Consider the following 20523-nt stretch of genomic DNA (forward strand, 5'->3'; position numbering starts at 1 on the left):
GGTACTGGAGCACACCAGGGCCGACTGCACCGGGAGGGCACGGTCTCGGAGCTGACACGGACGCTTCCAGCCACCATCAGCTTCGGTCTCCCGGACCTCGCCCCGGCGTCGCCGCTGCCATCGCCACTGCCACTGCCGGCGAAGCGCGAGCCCAACGGCACGTTCCTCATCGAGACGTTCGGCCTGCAGAAGGATCTCCACACCCTGCTCGACTGGGCTGCGGCGAACGCGATGGAACTGCGAGACCTACAGGCCGGGCCAACCCGGCTCGACGACGTGTTCCGCGCCATGAGCCATGCCGGTTAGCGCACCGCTTTCCCTACTTTCTCAGCCCCTTCAGAACAGGACCTCCCCATGCTTCCGATCGCCCGCGGCGAGCTGATCCAGATCTTCCGGAACCGTCTGGTTCTGGTGACCAGCCTCGTCCTGCCGATCGCGTTCGGCGCGATGTTCGTCGGCCTGCACAAGACCTTCCAGCGCATCGCGAGCCTCGGCTACATCGCGGCGATGGTGATGTTCTTCGTCGTCACGATCGGGCTCTACACCACCACGGTCACCACCCTGGCCGCGCGCCGCCAGAACCTCTTCCTGAAGCGCCTGCGGTCCACGGCGACCGGCGACGGCAGCATCCTGTCCGGCCTGCTGCTCCCGATCGTCGTCATCGCGCTCATCCAGGTCGCGGCGATCCTTGCGGTGCTGGCCGTGGTGGCCGGCCGGCCGAGCGACGTCGTCCTGCTGGTCGCGGCGGTCCTCGCCGCCGTGGCCATGATGCTCGGCCTGGGCCTGGCCACCGCAGGACGTACGAACTCGCCCGAGCACGCGCAGGTCACGACGATGCCGGTGATGATCGGCGTCCTGTCCGTGGCCGGCTGGGTCGGCGCCACCGGCACCCACAAGCTCGCGCTGCTCAAGCGCCTGCTCCCCGGCGGCTCAGCGACCGAACTGGTCCTCAGCGCCTGGAACGGCGGCGTCGCGGTGCGCGACTCGCTGATCCTGTTCGCGCCGACGCTCGCCTGGGTGGTCGTCGCCGTCGCGCTGGCCGGCCGCATGTTCAAGTGGGAGCCGCGCCGGTAGCCAGCCAGCTCGACACGGCCATCTGTGATGTCCTCGCGCAGTAGCGGGCCCGCGAGCCGTCAGGCTCGCGAACCCGCCACGATCAAGCAGATTCAGCTGTCATTCAGCCGGCATCACGGATAGCTGGTCACATCCACCGCCGACGTGTTGCTCGGGGTCGGACCGCCGACGCCGTTGATCACGTTCGCGATCGATCCGGCGTTGGTGATCGAGACCGTCACCAGGTCGTGCCAGCCGGCGCCGGAGGCCTCCGAGGTGAAGGCGTTGTCCGACACGATGCTGTTGTTCGTGCTGAAGAAGCAGTAGACACCGAGGCCGTAGCCCTGGAATCCGGTGGCCGAGCCGGACACGTCGAACGAGGGGTACCCGCGGGCCCCGTTGTCCGACCACGAGCCCTGATTCGGCACGTCGTACGGCATCTCGCTCTGGTAGAAGTAGTCCCGCCCGCCGCTGCCGTTCCACTGCGTCTGGACCGCCTGGTAGTGCTCGACGGCCAAGCCGTACATGGAGACGTTGGCGCCGTTGACCACCAGACCGTTGGCGGCGGTGTTGGTGTTCCAGCCGACGGTTCCGCCGTTGCCGTGGTCGGCGCGCCACAACCACAGGTCGTCGCCGATCACGTTGGAGCTGTTGACCACCACGGTCTGCGTCGCCCGGCCGACCGTCGCGCCGCCGATGCGGGCGAACACGTCGGACAGCACGGTCGGGTCGCTCGCGTGGCCCGCGCTCGAACCGGACGGCCCGATCTGCACCAGCACCTGGGAGTTCGTGGTGCCGGCGTCGAACATGAGCCCGCCGATGTGGACGCCGTCGACGTCCGAGGTGGACAGGATCGTGTTGCCGCCGTTCGACACCAGCGTGGCCAGGCCCAGTCCGAGCACGACGGTGTCCGGCCGGGTCACGTTGATGGTGCCGTTGACCTGGTAGATGCCCGGCGTGAACAGCAGGTTCTTGCCCGAGGCGAGCGCGGAGTTGATCGTCGCCACGCTGTCGCCGGGCTTCGCGATGTAGAAGGAGCTGATCGGCAGCGAGCTGCCGGGGGTGTTGCCGTTGCTCCAGCTCGTGCCCGACCGGTTGGCCTGGTTGCCCGGCACGAACACGTTGTAGTTCCCGGAGCCGTCGACGTACAGGTACGGCTTCTCCGAGATCGTGGGCGTGGTCCCGACCGAGGTGTCCGGCGGGCTCGGGAAGCTGGTGCCCGGCACGCCGGTCGAACCGGTGAACACCATGTTCCAGTTCGCGCCGCTCCAGCTGCCGAACTGGTCGTTCCGGGACATGTACTGCTGCTGGCTGCCGGAGTTCACCTGACCGGTGACGACCGAGTCGCCGACGAAGCCGCCGGAGGAGTAGCCGTTGAGCGACAGCTCCAGGTTGCCGTTGATGTTCATCCGGCGCAGGGGAGTGGCCTGCGAGGTCGCCCACACGGTGTCGCCGGAGGACGGACTGTCGGTCAGGTTCTCGGCGTCGCGCCAGAAGTTGATGGTCGCGTTGCCGCCGTTCCAGTTCGCGTCCGCGTGCACCCCGCCGCCGTTGATGGTGGTCTGCGTCGGGGACTGCCCGAGGCCGAGCACCTGGGTGTAGAAGCCGACCGGCACGTCCACGTTGTACGTGCCCGGCTTGAACAGCAGGGCGTAGCGGCCGGTGCCCATCTCGCTGCTCTGCTGCGAGTTGAAGACCGAGTTGATCTGGTTCTGGATCGTCGAGGACGACATCGACGGGTCGAAGACGAACACGTTCGGCCCGAAGTCCGGCGTGCCGCCGCAGCTGGTCCCGCAGCCGCCGGCCGCGACCGTCAGGTCGTTGATGTTCCAGCCGCCGTTGTCCTGGAAGATCGTCAGGGTCTGCCGGCCGGCCGGCAGCGTGACGCTCGCCGACACGGTGGTCCAGTTCTGCCAGCCGCCGGTCGCCGGGACGTCGATGTTCCCGGAGAGGTTCGTGCCCGCGCTGTCGGCGATGTGCAGGCCGTCGGTCACGGCGTTCGGCGCGGCCAGTCGCAACCCGACCGAGTACGTGCCCGCGGATGCGACGTTGACCGTGTACTTGAACCACTGTCCGCTCGCGGTCCAGCCGACGTCGTATCCGCCGCCGGTGTCCGTGGTCGCTTCGAGGTCGACGCCGTCGGTGCGGTAGCTGTTGGCCGATCCGTTGGTGCCGGCGACGCTGTAGGCCACGCCCTGGCCGCCGGTGTCGTAGTTCTCGGCCTGGAGCGTGCCGGGCAGCGCTGCGGGAGTCCCGCCGTAGGGGCCTTCACCGCTCGCTGTGCCGGCGAAGGAGAAGCTGTTGAGGTTCCAGCCGCCGTTGTCCTGGTACACGGTCAGCGTCTGCTGCCCGGCCGGGAGCGTGACGCTGGTCGTCACGGTGGTCCAGGTCTGCCAGCCGCCGGTGGCCGGCACGTTCACCGCGCCCGACAGGTTCGTCCCGGCGGCGTTGGCGATGTGCAGGCCGCCGGTCACGCCGTTCGGCGAGGCGAGTCTGAGGCTCACCGTGTAGGTCCCGGCCGAGGCGGCCTTCACGGTGTAGTCGAACCACTGGCCGGCCGCGGTCCAGCCGACGTCGTATCCGCCGCCGGTGTCCGTGGTCGCTTCGAGGTCGACGCCGTCGGTGCGGTAGCTGTTGGCCGATCCGTTGGTGCTGGCGATGTTGTAGGCCACGCCTTGGCCGCCGGTGTCGTAGTTCTCGGCCTGAACCGTGCCGGGAACCGCGGCAGCCGTCCCGCCGAAGGGGCCGCTGCCCACCGCGTGCGCGACGGACGGCGCGCCCGTCAACGCCAGCGCTGAGATCATCGCCAGGCCGAGGGCCGCGCGTCCGGCACCGCCGGTCCGACTCGCCCCGCCGGCCCGATGCCGGTTCGCAGGGCCGCGCGCGAACAGTCGCGTGATGCGCAAGTGTCTCATCTTCTCCCGCCTTGTACTGGTTTGTCCTTCAGGGGGTGGAGCAGGCTGAGATCGCCACGTGGCTTGAGGGAGAGACGGGCCGGCACACGGCACCCACGCGCAGGAGCGCTGGGCATCACCGGCCGCACCCGATGACAGACTTGTTTCACACCGTGAGCAAGCCCTTATTTCACGACGTGATTGAACTCGTGTTCCGGGGGCTCGTCAAGATGTCGTCCACACCGGAGCCACACCCGTTGAGGAGACCTTGAGCAACGCATGACACTGCGTCATGCTGCGATCAGCGCCGAGGCACCTGCGGGAGATGGCGTGGGAGCGTGCCGCGACCCGAAGCAACACGCGTGTCTCAGCGAACTCACTGCGAACTCACTGCGAATTCCAGCGAGATCGTGAGTATCGGCACGGCTCCCGACGAGTGAGGCGCGACTCTCGTGAACCCTGACAAACCACCCCGCTGAGCGGCCGCGATCGACCGGTCCCGACCCCGGGTCACCGGCCCTCCGGGGCGTATTGCTCCCTTTTCGTGATCAGAGTGGCCGCCGCGACGGCGTACTGTCGTGATGTCGGTACGGCTCGACCACTCGGTCAGGGGCCGGCCGTCACCCCACAGGAGGCTCCAGACGATGGCTCGAAGCAGCGGCATCCGTGGCAGCAGGATCGGCGCGGGACCGATGGGTGAGTCCGAACGCGGCAACACGGTCGAGCAGGTCACCGTGACTTTCTGGTGCGCCAGCGGCCACGTGACGCGCCCGGTCTTCGCGGTCACGGCGACGGTACCGGAGACCTGGGAGTGCCAGGCCTGCGGTCAGCCCGCCGGCCCGGACCCCGAGAACCCGCCGAGCGCCGCGCTGGCGGCCCCCTTCAAGAGTCACCTGGAGTACGTCCGCGAGCGGCGCACCGACGCCGACGCGGAGATCCTGTTGGCCGAGGCTTTGTCGAAGCTCCGCGGGGGTTCGTGAGCTGAGCCCGGCGGGTGCCGTGGCAGGCGCCCGAGACGAGACCCGAGACACGATCCGAGACGTGCACAGCCCCCTGACCGATCCTGGTCAGGGGGCTGATTCTGGTGCTCCGACTGAGAACTTATTCGCAGATCGTCGCTTCCGGTCCGGATACCGATCCTGACGTCGGAGCCGCCGTGGCCGACGCCACGGCCGTCTCCCCCGAGAAGAACAACGGGATCCGGTACAGCGCCGGAGGCTCGCCCGGAAGCCCGAGCTCGTGCCAGCGCCGCGAAACGAAGAGCCGGACCAGCCTGCGCGCCCGGGCCAGCAGGAACAGCGCGAGCGGCACCTCGACGAACGCCGCCGAGGCCAGGCTGCCCCACACGTCGGACGTGCCCCAGTCCAGCACTATGTCGAACCACGCGTCGCACAGCAGCAGCGTCGCCGTGAACACCGCCAGCATGATGACGATCTGCCGTCCGAGCATGGCCGCCACCATCGTCCCGGTCAGGGCGAGCAGCAGCAGGATGTCGAAGCCGACCCACGCGGCGGACCACGCTTTCGAGCGGTAGCCGGTCGGCATGGAGATCGCCAGGTAGACGATCCAGGCGCCCAGGCCGGCAGAGCAGGCCACGAGCACCGTCAGCATGCGCGAGCGCAACCGCTTCACACGGTGCGGCGCGGTGCCGAGTTCGCGGGCCGCGTCGAGGATGGCCGCGGTCGGTCCGGTGGTCTTGGAATGAGTAGGAGCCTGCAACGTCGTGTGCATGTCGATCTCCCCCACTGCCGGCCGCGGCGGGGGTGGTGCCGCGGCCGGGCAGTTCGTGCTGTGCGGGTGTCAGTGTGCGAAGACCGGGACCGCGTCCTCGATCGTGTCGGCGTGCCCCGCACCGGTGTCGCCGGTGCCGGAGCCGCCCTCGGGCCGGCCGCCGTGCTGCTGCGGCCGGGCGTTGACCAGCACGCCCGCCGAGATCGCGGCGACGGTCAGCAGGCCGGCCGCGATCCAGTAGGCGACGGAGAAGCCGTGGACCATGGCGGAGAGCTTCAGCTGCGCCCCGCCCGCCGCGGAGTGGACGCCCGCGGCGTGGCTCTTGGCGTAGTTCGCGGTGGCGCTGTTGGCGATCGTGCTCAGCAGCGAGGTGCCGATCGCGCCGCCGACCTGTGGGACGTGCTGACCATCGCCGAGGCGACGCCGGCGTCCTGCGGCCGGACGCCGTGGGTCGCCAGGTTCATGGCCGGCATGAACACCAGGCCCATGCCGAAGCCGAGCATCAGCAGCGCGGGCAGGACGTGCGTGGTGTAGGAGCCGCCGACCGAGATCTGGGTCAGGATCAGCATCGCCAGGGCGGCGATCACGGCGCCGGGCACCATCAGGAACTTGGTCGGGACCTTCGGCAGCAACCGGACGGCGACCTGCGTCGCGCCGGCCATCATGCCCACGACCATCGGCAGGAACGCCAGGCCGCTCTTGAGCGGGCTGTAGCCCAGCACGACCTGCAGGTAGTAGGTGAGGAACAGGAACGCGCCGAACATCGCGACCACGGCGATGCCGATGGTCAGGTACGCGCCGCCGCGGTTGCGGTCGGTGATGACGCGCAGCGGCAGCAGCGGGGCGGCCACGCGCGTCTGGGAGAAGACGAACGCCGCGAGCAGCACCACCGAGCCGATGATGAAGCCGAGCGTGGTGGTCGAGCTCCAGCCGTCGGTCTCGGCCTTGTTGAAGCCGTAGACCAGCGAGGCCAGGCCGGCCCCGGCCAGCACGATGCCCAGGACGTCCAGGCGGTTGTGGTTGCGGGTGCCCTCGGGCTCCTTGATCTCGAAGACCGCGCCGGCCACCGCGACCACGGCGAACAGGACGTTGACGTACAGCGTCCAGCGCCAGTTCGCGTATTCGGTGAGCAGACCGCCGAGCAGCAGGCCGACGGCCGCGCCGCCGCCGGAGATGGCGCCGTAGATGCCGAAGGCCTTGGCGCGCTCCTTCGGCTGTGTGAACGTGACGGTCAGCAGCGACAGCGCCGCCGGGGCCAGGATCGCGCCGAAGGCGCCCTGCAAGGCGCGGGCGCCGAGCAGCATGGCGGTGTTGACGGCGGCGCCGCCCAGCGCGGAGGCGCCGGCGAAGCCGATCAGGCCGATGAGGAAGGCGCGGCGGCGTCCCCAGCGGTCGGCGATGCGTCCGCCGAACAGCAGCAGACCGCCGAAGGCCAGGGCGTAGGCGGTGACCACCCACTGCCGGTTGGCGTCGGATATGCCCAGGTCGCGCTGTGCGGACGGAAGGGCGATGTTCACGATGGTGCCGTCCAGGACGACCATCAGCTGGGCCAGGGCGATGAAGGCCAGGGCCCGCCACCGCCTCGGGTCGAGGATCTGTGTCTGATCCAAGGGCTGTGTCTGATCCAAGGGCTGTGCCCGATCCAAGGGCTGTGCTGTCGACTCGGTCATGACGAGAGGGTCCTTGTCTTCGTGGGACTTTCGGTGGGGCTCTGGGTCTGTCGCCGGGCATCGCCCTGGATCGGGGCGGTGACCAGGGGGAGCACGATCTGGTCCAGGATTGTCTGGATCAACGTCGCGTCGGGCGTCCGGCCGGTCATGATCATCCGGTGGAAGGCCATGGACGGGACGATGTCCGAGATCAGTTCGTAGTTCGGGACCGGCGCGATCTCGCCGCGCTCGATCGCCCGCTCGAAGACCGTGCGGAACACCGCCTTGCGCGGGGCGATGAACTGCTCGGCGAACACCTCGCGCAGCTTCGCGTCGCGGACCAGGCCCGAGACGAGCCCGGCCTGGACCGCGGTCCGGAAGGTGTCCTCGGGGTCGTGGAAGTGGCAGGTCAGCGCGACCAGGTCGCCGCGCAGCGTGCCGGTGTCGGGCAGCTCGGGCGCCGCCTTCATCCGGCCGATCGCGTCGACGACGAGCTCGGCCTTGCCGGCCCAGCGGCGGTAGCACGTCGCCTTGCCGGCTCCGGCGCGCGCGGCGACGGCGTCGATCGTCAGGCGGTCGTAGCCGACGTCGGCCAGCAGCTCCAGCGCGGCCTGGCACAGGGCGTCGTCCCGGGAGGAGTCGCGCTTGCGCCCGGGGGCGTGGCCGGCCTGTGTGGTCTCGGCGGTGCCGGTACTCGTGCTGGTGCTGGTGCCGGTACTGGTGCCGGTACTGGTGGTGGTCTGGGTCATCGGTGCTCACCCCACTCACTGCGGTAGGAGTTGCTGAACGAATCTGTATCGGAACGATGTCGTCTCGGAACTACATCGTATCGAAACTACTCCGTTTCGCAAACCCGAAGCCCGGGGTGGCCACTGTGACAGTGGCCACCCCGGGCTCGATGGGGGGGTGGTTCCGACAGGCGGCTACTCGCCGGCCGCGTCCCGCTCGGCGAACACCTCGCGCGCCGCCGCGATGCCGTTGAGCGCGGCTGGGAACCCGGCGTACCCGGACATCTGCATGATCACCTCGACCGCCTCCTCCCGGGTGCCGCCGACGTTGAGCAGGCCGTGGAGGTGCACGCGCAGCTGCGCGGCGGCGGTGCCCAGCGCCGTGCAGGCGGCGACCGTGGCCAGCTCGCGGGTCTTCAGGTCCAGGCCCGGCCGGGAGTAGATGTCGGCGAAGGAGAACTCGACCAGCAGCCGCGCGAAGTCCGGCGAGACCGGGGCCAGCGCCGCCAGCACCCGCTCGCCGGCCTGCCCGTCGACGGCCTGGAGCGCGGCCAGGCCCCGCGCGTAGCGCTGCTCGGGGGTCTCCTGCGCGTCGATCGGGGCCGGGACCGGGGACCAGTCCAGGTCGGTCCGGTCCGCGAAGGCGGCTTTCGCGACGCCGAGCCCGTTGAGCGCGGCCGGGAACCCGGCGTAGACGGTCATGTGCATGATCACCTCGACGATCTCGGTCGGCGTGACCCCGACGTTGAGCGCGCCGTCGATGTGGAGCCGCAGCTGCGGGGCGGCCGTGCCCAGCGCGGTGAGCGCGGCGATGTTGAGGATCTGCCGCTGCGGCAGCGTCAGCCCGGGCCGGGAGTAGATGTCGGAGTAGAACTCGACGGTCAGCCGCGCCAGATCGGGCGCGATGTCGGCCATGCCGGCCAGCACCCGGGGCGTGTTCTCCCCGCCGACCTGCGTGAGCAGGGCCAGGCCGCGGTCGTAGCGGGCGTCGGGCTGAGGTGCGGTGCCGGTCATGGTTCTGCTCCTTCTCGCCGGTCGGACGAGACAGATCGTCTCGTCCGGCTGACTAGAGGCTAGGCCAGGACTCGGCGGGGCCTGAGATACCCCCTACGCCCCTACGCGCGCGACTCGTAGCGCTTGTCGCGAACCCGGATCTGGGCCGACGTGCCTTCGCCGGCGCTCCGGCGGTCGACGTCGAACAGGCCGGTCGCGATCACCAGGTTGCTGAGCTTGGGGAAGCCGTAGGTGCGGGAGTCGAAGTCCGGCTGCTGGTTCGTCAGGATCTGGCCCACGCTCGACAGGCCGGCCCAGCCGTCCTCGTCGCTGGCCGCCTCCACCGCGTTGCGCAGCAGGGTCACCAGCTTCGCGTCGCCGCGCAGCTTCGACACCTCGGTCCGGGTGGTCGGCTTCGCCGCGGTCTCCGGGACGACCTCGTCGGTGAAGGCGAGGTTCTCGGTGTAGATGAACTTGTCGCACGCCGCGACGAACGGCTTCGGCGTCTTGCGCTCCCCGAAGCCGTAGACGATCAGCCCGGACTCCCGGATCCTGGCGGCCAGACGGGTGAAGTCGCTGTCCGAGGACACGATGCAGAACCCGTCGAAGCGCCCCGAATACAGCAGGTCCATCGCGTCGATGACCATCGCGGCGTCGGTGGCGTTCTTGCCGGAGGTGTAGGCGAACTGCTGGATCGGCTGGATGCTCAGCGCCAGCAGGTGCTCTTTCCAGCCCTTGAGGCTGGTGCCGGTCCAGTCGCCGTAGGCGCGCTTGACGTGCGCCGTCCCGTATTTGGCGATCTCGGCGAGCAGCGTCTCCGCGTTGCCGGGCTGGGCGTTGTCGGCGTCGATCAGCACCGCAAGCTTGACCGGGTTCTCTGTGACCACGGGTTCTGCTCCCTTCGACGCTGTCTACGATAGCTGTCAACGTCGCACCTGCTGCGCGTGTCGCGGCCCGGCGGACCGCGACACGCGCGTGCCGCCTACGCCCAGCAGCCGTTGACCGTCGCCGCGAGGCCGTCGAAGGTGTGCTTGACGTCGCTGTTGGCGGTGGTCGCGTTGTTCTCCACGAACGAGAAGACCTTCCAGCGGCCGTCCTCGGCCTTGGTGAAGCCGCTCAGCGCGATGGCACCGGTCAGCGTGCCGGTCTTGGCCATGACCTTGCCGACCGCGCACTTCGACTCGGGCGTGGTGAAGCGGTCCCACTCCGGGCCCAGCGTGCTGCCCGCCTCGCCGGCCACCGGCAGGCCGTCCACGATGGGCTTGAGGAGCCAGCTGTAGGCCGGGTCGCCGTCCACCTGGAGGATCTTCGAGATGGTCTCCTCGGTGGTGAACCGGTGGTCCGGACCGAGCACGGTCAGCGCCGCGGTGGTGGTGGCGAGCTTCATGGTGGACACGGGCATCAGCGTCGTCGCGGCGTTGCGGCCCCAGACCTCCTGCCCCGACCCGGCGTCCACGACGACGCCGCTCAGCGTGCTGCCGGCCAGGCGCGGGTCCTGGATCCGGGCGTCGAGGTTCTTCGCGATCTGATCGTCGGCGGAGTCCGGGGCGCGGTGCGCGGTGGCGGTGCCGACCGGCTTCGCGGCGGCGAACGCCGTGCCCTGGCCGATCAGCACGGCGGTGGCGACGGGCACCGCCACCGCGAGGACGGCGGCCCGGCGAGCCGTCGCGCGGCCGGCCTTGGCCTTGCGGTGGCCGGTGGAATTGTTGGAGCTGGATGACATACGCCGGTTCCCCCATGCGTTGTGAGCGTGTTGATATTCCGGCAGGACCTGTCAGCGGCTCCCCGAGAACGGCTTCGCCCCGGGAAACCGATCCCCGGGGCGAAGCCACAGTGCGATGCGGCGGATGAGCCGCTAGTGGGCGACGTCGATCGCCAGGTGGGTCGAGTCGAGCACGGTGACCGTGTAGCTGGACGCGTGGTCCAGGCCGATGCCCACCTGGGTGTATCCCTCGAAGGAGCTCAGCTCCGCCACGGCGGCCACCTCGGGGTCACCGGTGGTGATCTGGGTCGGGCCGGAGAAGCCGCTGATGTCCGAGGGGTTCAGCTCGACGTTGAGGTAGGTGTTGGAGTTGGGCAGGGTGACGTCCTTGCCCGAGCTGTCCCGGGTCAGCACGTCGGTGGCGGTCACGGTGTAGCCCGGGACGCTGCTCACGTTGAGGATGACACGGTCATAGGTCGAATAGCTCTGCACGCTGAATCCCAGCAAGTGGGATCCCGCGTCGGCGGTGTGCGTGGCCGCGTTCGCCGGCAGCGCCGCCGCCAGGCTCAGCCCGATCGCGCCCGCCACGACGGCCGCCTGCCGGCCGCCGCGCCCCGTTACCCCGTACTTCGACAGCATGGTGAAGTCCCTTCCGCACTGCGCGCGCGAGAACCGCGCGCCCCCATTTTTCCGTCAACCGGTGTAGACCACCGGCGGCACCACTGTAAGGCGCGAACGGCTGTGCGCGCGATGGGTGTCCAACCCGCCCGTCGCAGGTCGACGGGGTGACAGGGGGCTTCCAGGGGCCTGACCTCAACACCTTGTTCGCGGTATTGCGTTGCATCGTCGGAACGTCGTATTTCCGCCACGGATCCGGTTACACGGCGTGGCGCCGGCCCTCTCAGGCGAAGTGCCGGATCGTCGCTGGATCCGCGGCGTCATACGCCTGCCACGTCTCGTCGGCGGGACGCCCGGTGGCGACGAAGCCGGCCGCCGCGCCGGAGAACTCCGCGGCGAGTCGGCGCACCTCGGCGGTCGGCGTACCGAGCATCGGGGCGTCGGGATAGGCGTCGACGGTGTTGAAGAAGAAGGGGAGCTCGGCACAATGTGCGGCGCCGATGTGCGCGGGATCGCCGGCCGGGACGTAGTCGAACTCGTAGACGTAGGTGGCGTGGCCGGCCGCGGCCTGGTGGTCGGCGACGGCCAGGGTGCCGTCGCGGAACATGATCCCGGTCTCGACCTCGGTGAGCACGTCGGCGGGCCGCGCGTTCGGGCGTCCGGCCGCAGCGCGGTCGTATCGGTCGGCGCCGTGCTCGACCTGCCCGGCCACCAACACGCGCGCCTGGTCGGCGTCCATCGCCTGGATCCGCGGGTCGAAGGCGAAGAACGAGCTCATCTCGTTCCTGGTGGTCCCGGTCAGAAGCTCCTTCCCGGCCAACCGGCCGGCGGCCAGTGCCTCCTCCCACCGCACCGGAATCCCGGCGCCGCCGAGAACCGGGAACATCGGCGGCGCGACGTTGCCCGGCCGGGAGAGCTCGCCGGCGAGCTGTCCGTAGGTAGTCAGCAGACGGTCGGCCGGGACCGCGCGCAGCCCGGCGAGCAGGTCGAGGCTGCCACTCAGGCCCAGGATCTCGATGAAGCGCCGCGTGTGCTCCGTCGCCTCGGCAGGGTCCTGTGGTGCGAGCCCGAACGGGCCGCTCTGGGTGACGACCCGCTTGACCAGCGGGCCCGTGACCGGCGACACCGCGAGGTGCAGCGCCGAGAAGGCGCCGGCCGACTGGCCGCCGACCGTGACCGCCTCAGGGTCTCCGCCGAACCCGGCGATGTTGCGCTCGACCCAGGCGAGGACCGCGCCCTGGTCCTGCACGCCGAGGTTGTCCACCCCGAGCTCCGGCAGGTGGAGGTAGCCCAGCGGGCCGATGCGGTAGTTGGCGGTGACCACGACGACCTCGCCGGAGGCGGCCAGGTTCCGGCCGTCGTACCAGTCCCAGCCGCCGGATCCGCTGGAGAAACCGCCGCCGTGGAACCACACCAGCACCGGCAGAGCACGTGCGGCCGAGCCGCCGTCGGGGAGGAGGCGCGGCGTCCAGACGTTGACGGTGAGCGAGCCGTCCTCGTCCCAGTCCCGGGCGCGCGGTCCCATGACCGCTTCGAGCCGGGAGGCGGCCTGCGGAACGGACGGGCCGGGGCGCGAGGCGTCGCGCGGGCCCGACCACTTCGGGTGCCGCCGCGGGGCCGCGAACCGCAGGTCCCCGACCGGCGAGGCCGCGTAGGGGATGCCGCGGAACGCGGCGACCCCGTCCTCGGCGACGCCTTGGACGCTGCCGGACTCGGTGTCGACGATCGGGCGGTTCGTCATGGTCATCCGTCTCACCTTCTGTGTCGGTTTCCTGGTCACTGCTGGTATGCGTCTGGTGTATCGCCAGACGCATAAAACCGGCGAGATATGATGCTAGTCTGCGAGATTTAAGACACCACAGATCCAATACTGGTGATTATGAGACAGTCGATACGCACGCTGGATGAGACGGATCGCCGGATCGCCGCGGTCCTGATGGCCGCGCCGCGGGCGTCGTGGCGCACCGTCGCCGAGGTCCTGGACCTCTCCGAGCGCACGATCGTGCGCCGAGCCGCGCCGCTGCTGCACGACGGCACGCTGCGCCCCACGGCCGTCCGCAATCCCGCGCGCTTCCCCCGGATCATCCCGATGGCCCTGCGGATCCGCTGCCGCCCCAGCCGCATCAAGGCGATCGCCGCAGGCCTGGCGCGCCGGCCGGACACGATATGGGTCGACGTCCTCGGCGGCGGCAACGAGATCAGCAGCGTGCTGTTTCTCGACGGTCCCGAGGCGCGCAACTCGCTGCTGCTGCGGGATCTGCCGGCCACCGCCGACGTGCTTTCGTGGGAGGCCTACGACCTGTTGAAGGTGTTCCCCGCCGGCTTCACCTGGAGTGCCGGCCTGCTGCCGGCCGAGCAGTTCGACGCCATGGCTTCGCACGCTCACACCCCGACCGACGCGCCCGAGATCCAACCGCTCGACGAAGCTCTCATCGACCGGCTGGCGCTCGACGGACGCGTCGGCTACAGCGAACTGGCCACCGCACTGGGTACTTCCGCATCGACGGTACGCCGCCGCCTGGACACCCTGGTGTCAGCCCACATGGTGCGCCTGGCCTGCGAAGTCGACCTCAGCCTGCTCGGCATCGTGAGTGAGGCGCTGCTGTGGATCGCGACCGGCCCGGGCAGCACGGAGCTGATCGGCAGCACCCTCAGTCGGCACCCGCAGGTGCGCTTCACCGCCGCGACGACAGGGGCCACCAACCTGCTGGTGGCCGTCGCGGCCGAAGACCTCAACGGGCTCTACGCGCTCCTGACCGAGACCGTCGGAGCGCTCGACGACGTGCGCGCTATGGAGGTGACGCCCATCCTCAGCTCGGTCAAACGGACCGGCCGGATCCGTACTTCCGATCAGGACAGGTGAACGGAACGAACTTCTCCGTCGGCTTCGCGCGACCGAGATGTCCCCGGCTTTTTCGGCGCTCCCTGCTTTATGTGTCGGTGCGGGTGCGGGTGGCTGGTGGCTGGTGTCGGGTGGGTGTGGTGGGTGCGGTTTGTTTGTGGTTTTTAAGAGCTTTTTACGGCTTCGCGCATGGTTGGATGGCCTCGCTGGGGACGCAGTTCGGTTGTGCCCCGAGTGTCGCGCTGGCGGCCGCCGGTTTGGATGGACAAGACCCGCGCCGGTCCGAGTCACTGCGCACACGTGGTGCGGGCGGCTGCCGGCCACGTGTGGTGGGCACCAAAAATCAAGAGCAGGCGCCTGCGCGGCGAGCGGCCTCTGCTCGGAGGGATGACCAACCCCGCGCGCCGCCGCCGGTCTGAGTGTTGGTCGCCTTCGTCCCGGTTCCCTCATCGCTGTCGTCGCCGTGAACGGAATCAGCTCGGCCAGCAATGCCGCGTAGTTAAGGATTCTGGCCTGCTGTCAACTGTGCTCAATTTGACCAGGCGGAGCCTTGGATACGACACCTCGCAGCCATCGAACTACAGCAATCAGGGCATATCGAACAGCGTTGAGGGTCAAATTGTCCTAGTTGACAAGGCCTCAGAATCCTTAACTACGCGGCATTGGCTCGGCCAGGCGGTATCAAGTCGGACCGCTGCTGCTGTGGCCGGGCTGCGTGCGACTTGACACCGCCTGGCCGATCTGATTGGCAGAGCCCGCCGACAGCGACGAGGGAACCGGGACAAACCCCGCCTGTGGTGTGGACGGGGTCCACTCGGTGCGCACACGCGGCGGTGAGTCTTCGAGCGCGGGGTCAGTTAGGTTGAGCAGCATGGGTTGCACTGGCGGCCGCCGGTTTTCGCGAACACGACCGCGCGCCGGTCCGAGTCACTGCGCACCCGCTTGGTCTGGCGGCTGCTGATCGCTGGCCGCCCGTGCCCCCGCCGCCAAAAGCCCGCAGGCCCGCCGCACCGAAGCGCGCCGGGCCTGCGGAAGGCAGTCAGCTCAGCTCAGGAAGCGTCCCACACCAGCGCCGTCACCTCGCCGGGGGCGTTCGCCTCCCAGGTCGGGTACAGGGTGGTCGCCGTGCCCTGGTGCAGGGTGCCGGACTTGTCCTTCACCGTGAACACCACGTCCTCGCCGTATTCGCTGACTTGGCGGCTCAGGATCTTGATGGTGCCCTTGTCCACCGTGCGGTTCAGGGTCACGGCGTTGCCGAAGGCTATGGCCGAGGGCTGGTCCATGCCGACCGAGTTGATCTGGAAGACCGTGGTGCCGTCCTTGTCGCGGGTGCTCCAGCCCGGGTCGTCGGAGGTCAGGGGGCGGTAGCGGGTGGCGTGGACCCAGTCCCAGGAGCCGTCGGGGAGGCCGTGGCCGTTGGCGACGTCGGTGGCCTGGTTGAAGGCCCAGAACAGGGTGGTCTCCGCCGGCGGCTTGGCGAGCGGGGGCATCGCGAACTGGGTGCCGCCCTGCGCTGCCGCGTAGGAGGGCGAGGGCGGGGCTGCCGGGGTGCGCCGCGGTGAGGAGTTGGCGGATGAGCGACTCAGTGTTCGAATAGGCGCCCTCGCCGGCCGAGGCGAAACGGACCTCGCCGGTGGAGTCGATGAGGTAGTCGGCGGGCCAGGAGTCGTTGCCGAAGCTGTTCCAGGTCGTGTACTTGCTGTCGAGCGCGACCGGATACGTGATCCCCAGGCGCTTCGCGCCGGCCGCGACGTCGCCGGGGTCGGCCTCGAAGGTGTACTCGGGGGTCTGCACGCCGATCACCACCAGGCCGTCGGCGGCGTAGTCGCTGTACCAGGCCTGCACGTGCTTGATGGCGCGCTGGCAGTTGATGCAGGAGTAGGCCCAGAAGTCGACGAGCACGACCTTGCCGCTCAACGAGGCCGGGGTGAGCGCGGCGCCCGCCGGGGTGTTGTACCACTGCTGGATGCCGGAGATCGCCGGAGCCCGGCCGCAGTCGCCCAACGTGGTCATCTGCGCCTGCACGCAGTTCGCGAGCGCCTTGGGCGACGCCGGCGCGAGGGCGTGTGAGGCCCCTGACTTGTCGAGCGCGGCGTTCAGGTTCGAGGTGTAGTCCGGGACGGCGCGCTGCAGGGCGTCGGTGACGTTGAACGTGAGCGCCACGGCCAGCGCGATGACGACGACGCCGGCCGTGATCCGCACTCCGCGCTGCCGGCTGCGGAACGCCCGCACCCGTTCGGCCACCCGCCGACCGGCCAGGGCGAACGCCAGCAACGGCAGCGCGGTGCCGACGGCGAACGCGACAGTGAGCGCCACCGTCCCGACCCCGATCCGCCCCGAGGCGCCGGCGACGGTGATGGCCGCGAGCACGGGACCGGCGCAGGGCACGTAGACGGTGCCGAGCGCCAGCCCGAGAACGAAGCCGCCGTGCTCGTCGGCGACCCGGCGCTGCGGGATGCGGTTGAAGGGCCGCTCCAGCAGGTCCTCCACGCGCGGGAACATCATGGCGATGCCGAGCAGCACCAGCACGACCAGGCCGGCCCACCGGATGATGTCCTTCGGCACCGGCAAGGCGCTCACCACCAGCGTCCCGAGCAGCGTGAAGACGCTGAAGCTCAGGACCAGCCCGGCCACGATGAGGTACGGACGTCGGCTGGTGCGGCGCCGCGACGGGTCTGACAGGTCTGACAGGTCTGACAGTCCTGCCGGCTCCGGCGCTCCCGGGCGGTCGCCGGCGCCTGCGGCCCCGCCGGTGAAGAACAGCACCGGCAGCATCGGCAGAACGCACGGCGAGATGCCGGTGATGAGTCCGCCCACCAGCCCGATCAGTACCAGAGTGATCACGTCTTCATCCTGCATCGGAAGACTGATGGTCTGCTGACGACGCGGGCTCCGTCACCGATCTGTAAGGAAATGGCGCCGCCGGGCAGCGGGGTGTGCCGGCGGTCGGACTACGACCAACCGGGAGATCCGGCGGCCCCTTCGCAGTTGAGGATGGCGAACCGCCACGACCCGTCGGCGGACTGGCGGGCGACGGCCGTCGTCGTTCCGGTCGGCGAGATCCCGGTGCCGTCCGGCAACGTCGCTTCGAGGACCCAGTCGACGCTGATCAGGGCCGTGTCGCCGCCGATCAGGGTGGACTTGAGCGTGTTGGTCAGGCGCGCCTTTGCCGCGATCGACTGGGCCGCCTCGGCGTGCAGCGCCTCGTGGCCGGTGAGGACTTTGCCGCTGAAGGTGTGCATCGTCGCGTCCTGGTGGAACAGTGCGACGACGGCGTCGGCGTCCCCGGCGTTGAGCGCGTCCTGGTACACGAAGGGGAGGCGGGCCGGGTCGACGATGCGGGTGTCGGCGGTGTCCTGGGTGTTCATGGCTGACTCGCTTCTCAAGTGGGGTCGGTCCCGAACCGGGTCCACATGAAGCCGACATTACCTGCCCGGCCAGGCAGAGCATCGGCGGCCCTCTACCGCGCGCGCCTGGCTGCGGGCGCCGCCGCGGCTGCCTCGGGCAGGGTGTAGGAGAAGGTGAGGGTCGGGCTGCCGGTCGTGTCGGGGACGGCGTCTGCCTCGGTGACCAGCGTCGGCGAGGCGTAGGACGACCCGGCCCCGCCGCCGCCCCCGCCGATGCCGAAGTCGCCGCCTTGGGCGCCGTCCTGTCCGGCGACGCCGCCGGAGCCGTTTCCGTTTCCGCCGCCGCTGTTCAGAGGTTCGGGGAAGCCTCCACCGCCGCCGGAGGCGACGAGCAGGCGGGGATCGTTGGCCGGGTCTCCGGTCAGGACGCAGTTGTTGGATACCGGGCAGGTCTGGATGGCGGTCGCGCCGCCTCCGCCGCCGCCTTCGCGCTTACGTCCAGGGCAACCATGCCCCGCTGTACGGCCGTGCCGCGCACGCCGAGGCGATGCAGCGGTTCTTCGGCATCTTCCCGGACGTCCACGTGGCGAACGACCCGTACCCGGTGCAGTTCGGCGCCGGCGACTGGATCACCGTGGTCACCCGGGTCACCGGGACCTTCACCGGGCAGATGACGTTGCCGGGTGGCAGCGTGGTCGCGCCGACGGGCAGGGCGGCTTGGCGTATTCCGCCCGGCCGACCGGCTGGCGACGCCGGCGCGACGGATTCGGCCGCGGTGAAGAGCGTCTGCGGGAACTGAGGGCATCCGGACCTCCGGCGCATCTCGCAGGCGGGGTGTTTGCGTTGGTGCCGACCGTGTTTGCGTCGCGCGAGTGGCACGCAGCGTCCTCATACACCGGACGTTCACTGGTACCACGTAGTCCCGCCACCGAAAGGCAACGGCGCCAGTGACGAAAATCCTTGTCGTGGACGACGAGCCGCAGCTCCTGCGAGCTCTCCGCATCAACCTGAAGGCCCGCTCGTACGAGGTCGAGACGGCCGGCCGCGGTGTGGACGCGCTCGCGTCCGTGGCGCGGCACCGGCCCGATCTCGTGCTCCTGGACCTGGGCCTGCCCGATATGGACGGCGCCGATGTCATCCTCGGCCTGCGCGGCTGGACCGAGGTGCCGATCGTGGTGCTCTCCGGGCGTACCGAGCAGGCGGAGAAGGTACGCGTGCTCGACGCGGGAGCGGATGACTTCGTCAACAAGCCGTTCTCTATGGAGGAGCTCATCGCGCGCGTGCGTGCGGTGCTGCGACGCCGCGAGTTCGCAGGCGAAGCAGCCGCCTCGGCCGCCGTCCGGTTTGTCATCGGGCCAAGCACGGTGGACCTCGCGGCGCGCACCGTGACCCGCGACGGCGTCGGCGTTCGCCTCACGCGCACCGAATGGGCAGTCCTCGAACCGCTCCTGCGGCACCCGAACCAGCTCGTCAGCATCGCCCGCCTGCTGCGCGAGGTCTGGGGCCAAACGGCCGGCGACACCGGCCACCTGCGCTTCCACATGGCGCGACTGCGCCGCAAGCTCGAAGCCGACCCGCAGCACCCGGTGCACCTGCTCACCGAGTTCGGCACCGGCTACCGCTTCGTTCCGGGGACCCGGGCGGCGGTGGAGCTGGCGACTGCCTGAGCGGGGGTAGAGAAAACTCGTTGCGAGTGGCCGGCAACGGATGTCTGATTGATCGGTTGCCGATCATGGGAAGGTTCCAGCATGTCGCTGCCCACCCCCTCGTTGCAGACCGCTCGCCTTCGACTGCGTGCCTTCGAAGACACGGATGCGGACGACCTCTTCGCGCTGCAGAGCAACGCCTACGTGCTGTGCTACTGGGACAGCCCGCCGTGGACCGAGCGTGCGCGTGCCGAGCAGTTCATCGCCCGGTGTCGGGAGATGGAGAAGGAGGCCTCCGGGGCGCGGCTGGCCGTGGATCGTGTCTCCGACGGGACGTTCATCGGCTGGTGCACCCTGGCCGGCTGGAACCCGGACTTCCGCAGCGCCTCGCTGGGCTACTGCTTCGACGATGCTGCGTGGGGCCACGGCTACGCGACCGAAGCCGGGCGCTCTCTCCTGGAGTGGGCGTTCGACACGCTGGACCTGAATCGCGTCCAGTCCGAGACCGACACGCGCAACGTGGGATCTGCCCGCGTGCTGGAGAAGCTCGGCTTCGTGCGCGAGGGGACGTTGCGGGAGGACTGCATCGTCAACGGCGTGGTCTCCGACTCGTGGGTCTACGGGCTGCTCAGGCGGGAGTGGCGGCCGACCTCCGACTAGTCTGCGGAGTCCACCAAGCCCGAGTCCACCAGGCCCGAGTCCACCAGGCCGATGCTCGCCAAGCCCGTCAACGTCTTGGCGACCATCCCCTCCAGCCATTCGGCGAACGTGCCGACCTGGTGCTCGGGCAAGCTGTCCTCGACGTACCACACCTGGGGCTCGTCGGTCCCGTCCGATTCGTCGGCGCCCGGCCAGAACGCCCAGCCGCATCCCTCGGCGGCGTCGAACGCGGCGAACATGACGAACTCCCAGCGGTACTCGCCGCGTTCGCGCTCCGCCCGCACGTCCACCCACAGCCGTCCCGGATGCCCCATCGTGCCCGTCGCCCGGCGCATCCGGTGGTACGGCAGGAACTCGAAGAAGCTCACGGCGTCGCCGATCCGCTCGTTCGGGTCCTCGTCCTCTGCGTCGTCGTCCTCCGTGTCCTCGTCCTCGGCGTCCACCAGACCCCACGGCTCGATGGCCGGACACCGGTACGCCGCGACGAACCGCCGGTACGACTCGGGCAGCAGCGCCCGCGCTTCTTCCTCGCTCGGGCAGCGCCCTAGATCAGCTCCCTGATCTTCGACGTCGGTGGGTTCGGCGTATCGGACGAGCCCCGCCAGGCCGCGCTCCTGAAGCGTCGCATCCAACCGAGCCCAACTCGTGTTCGCGTCCATG

The 20523-nt window shown here is 69.7% G+C and carries 16 protein-coding genes and 4 pseudogenes; 7 read left to right on the forward strand and 13 right to left on the reverse strand.

Going from position 1 to position 20523, the window contains the following annotated elements; all coding sequences use genetic code 11:
• Nucleotides 1-12 precede the first annotated feature (12 nt).
• Nucleotides 13-306: pseudogene (locus tag GWK61_RS60590) on the forward strand (ABC transporter ATP-binding protein); the annotation flags it as partial.
• Between the two features lie 48 nt (nt 307-354).
• Nucleotides 355-1074 (forward strand): ABC transporter permease, encoded by a 720-nt coding sequence (locus tag GWK61_RS05595; RefSeq protein ID WP_194905657.1) that lies wholly within the window; start codon nt 355-357, stop codon nt 1072-1074.
• A gap of 113 nt (nt 1075-1187) precedes the next feature.
• Here the strand turns inward: GWK61_RS05595 and GWK61_RS05600 are convergent, their stop codons facing one another.
• Nucleotides 1188-3959: a pectate lyase-like domain-containing protein gene (locus GWK61_RS05600; protein WP_194905659.1), complete on the reverse strand. Its 2772-nt coding sequence runs from the start codon at nt 3957-3959 to the stop codon at nt 1188-1190.
• Between the two features lie 632 nt (nt 3960-4591).
• On the opposite strand from GWK61_RS05600, the gene GWK61_RS05605 reads away from it, so the two are divergent.
• Nucleotides 4592-4927, forward strand: coding sequence for an RNA polymerase-binding protein RbpA (locus GWK61_RS05605; RefSeq protein ID WP_194905660.1), 336 nt, complete (start codon nt 4592-4594; stop codon nt 4925-4927).
• A 121-nt stretch (nt 4928-5048) separates the two neighbouring features.
• Here GWK61_RS05605 and GWK61_RS05610 read toward each other — a convergent pair whose 3' ends face one another.
• The 9 genes and pseudogenes from GWK61_RS05610 to GWK61_RS05645 all read right to left on the reverse strand — a co-directional run bounded on the left by GWK61_RS05610 (nt 5049) and on the right by GWK61_RS05645 (nt 13115).
• Nucleotides 5049-5678 carry a hypothetical protein gene (locus tag GWK61_RS05610; RefSeq protein ID WP_194905662.1) on the reverse strand — a complete coding sequence of 210 codons (630 nt, stop codon included), beginning with the start codon at nt 5676-5678 and terminating at the stop codon, nt 5049-5051.
• Nucleotides 5679-5747: 69 nt separating this feature from the next.
• A pseudogene (locus GWK61_RS05615) lies at nt 5748-7348 on the reverse strand (MFS transporter).
• Complete coding sequence (locus GWK61_RS05620) at nt 7345-8076, reverse strand: TetR/AcrR family transcriptional regulator (RefSeq protein ID WP_194905663.1); 732 nt, start codon at nt 8074-8076, stop codon at nt 7345-7347. The pseudogene GWK61_RS05615 and the gene GWK61_RS05620 overlap by 4 nt, the downstream one beginning before the upstream one ends.
• A gap of 174 nt (nt 8077-8250) precedes the next feature.
• Nucleotides 8251-9069, reverse strand: coding sequence for a carboxymuconolactone decarboxylase family protein (locus GWK61_RS05625; RefSeq protein ID WP_194905665.1), 819 nt, complete (start codon nt 9067-9069; stop codon nt 8251-8253).
• A 101-nt stretch (nt 9070-9170) separates the two neighbouring features.
• Entirely contained in the window at nt 9171-9935 is a 765-nt protein-coding gene (locus GWK61_RS05630; protein WP_194905668.1) for an NYN domain-containing protein, read from the reverse strand.
• 95 nt (nt 9936-10030) lie between these two features.
• Nucleotides 10031-10366: pseudogene (locus tag GWK61_RS61500) on the reverse strand (D-alanyl-D-alanine carboxypeptidase); the annotation flags it as partial.
• A gap of 15 nt (nt 10367-10381) precedes the next feature.
• A pseudogene (locus GWK61_RS61505) lies at nt 10382-10771 on the reverse strand (D-alanyl-D-alanine carboxypeptidase); the annotation flags it as partial.
• Between the two features lie 132 nt (nt 10772-10903).
• Nucleotides 10904-11389, reverse strand: a complete 486-nt coding sequence (locus GWK61_RS05640) for an AMIN-like domain-containing (lipo)protein (RefSeq protein WP_194905672.1) — start codon at nt 11387-11389, stop codon at nt 10904-10906.
• A gap of 262 nt (nt 11390-11651) precedes the next feature.
• Nucleotides 11652-13115 carry a carboxylesterase/lipase family protein gene (locus GWK61_RS05645; RefSeq protein WP_228561794.1) on the reverse strand — a complete coding sequence of 488 codons (1464 nt, stop codon included), beginning with the start codon at nt 13113-13115 and terminating at the stop codon, nt 11652-11654.
• A 132-nt stretch (nt 13116-13247) separates the two neighbouring features.
• Here GWK61_RS05645 and GWK61_RS05650 point away from each other — a divergent pair, with 132 nt between their 5' ends.
• Complete coding sequence (locus tag GWK61_RS05650; RefSeq protein WP_194905673.1) at nt 13248-14231, forward strand: Lrp/AsnC family transcriptional regulator; 984 nt, start codon at nt 13248-13250, stop codon at nt 14229-14231.
• Nucleotides 14232-15254: 1023 nt separating this feature from the next.
• Here GWK61_RS05650 and GWK61_RS05655 read toward each other — a convergent pair.
• Both GWK61_RS05655 and GWK61_RS05660 read right to left on the reverse strand, forming a co-directional pair.
• Entirely contained in the window at nt 15255-17054 is a 1800-nt protein-coding gene (locus tag GWK61_RS05655) for a cytochrome c biogenesis protein/redoxin (RefSeq protein ID WP_323747418.1), read from the reverse strand.
• 107 nt (nt 17055-17161) lie between these two features.
• Nucleotides 17162-17578 (reverse strand): YybH family protein, encoded by a 417-nt coding sequence (locus tag GWK61_RS05660; RefSeq protein ID WP_194905675.1) that lies wholly within the window; start codon nt 17576-17578, stop codon nt 17162-17164.
• A 418-nt stretch (nt 17579-17996) separates the two neighbouring features.
• Here GWK61_RS05660 and GWK61_RS05665 point away from each other — a divergent pair, with 418 nt between their 5' ends.
• From GWK61_RS05665 to GWK61_RS05675, 3 genes are all read left to right on the forward strand, one after another.
• Nucleotides 17997-18356 (forward strand): ester cyclase, encoded by a 360-nt coding sequence (locus tag GWK61_RS05665; RefSeq protein WP_194905715.1) that lies wholly within the window; start codon nt 17997-17999, stop codon nt 18354-18356.
• A 148-nt stretch (nt 18357-18504) separates the two neighbouring features.
• Entirely contained in the window at nt 18505-19224 is a 720-nt protein-coding gene (locus tag GWK61_RS59310; RefSeq protein ID WP_194905677.1) for a response regulator transcription factor, read from the forward strand.
• An 81-nt stretch (nt 19225-19305) separates the two neighbouring features.
• Complete coding sequence (locus GWK61_RS05675) at nt 19306-19863, forward strand: GNAT family N-acetyltransferase (protein WP_194905679.1); 558 nt, start codon at nt 19306-19308, stop codon at nt 19861-19863.
• Here the strand turns inward: GWK61_RS05675 and GWK61_RS05680 are convergent.
• The gene (locus GWK61_RS05680; RefSeq protein ID WP_194905682.1) at nt 19860-20522 is read right to left on the reverse strand and encodes a hypothetical protein; all 663 of its coding nucleotides are present in this window, start codon (nt 20520-20522) and stop codon (nt 19860-19862) included. The genes GWK61_RS05675 and GWK61_RS05680 overlap by 4 nt on opposite strands.
• Between the last annotated feature and the right edge of the window lies 1 nt (nt 20523).

Origin of the sequence: Catenulispora rubra (assembly GCF_015356825.1) — a bacterium.
GTDB lineage: Bacteria > Actinomycetota > Actinomycetes > Streptomycetales > Catenulisporaceae > Catenulispora > Catenulispora rubra.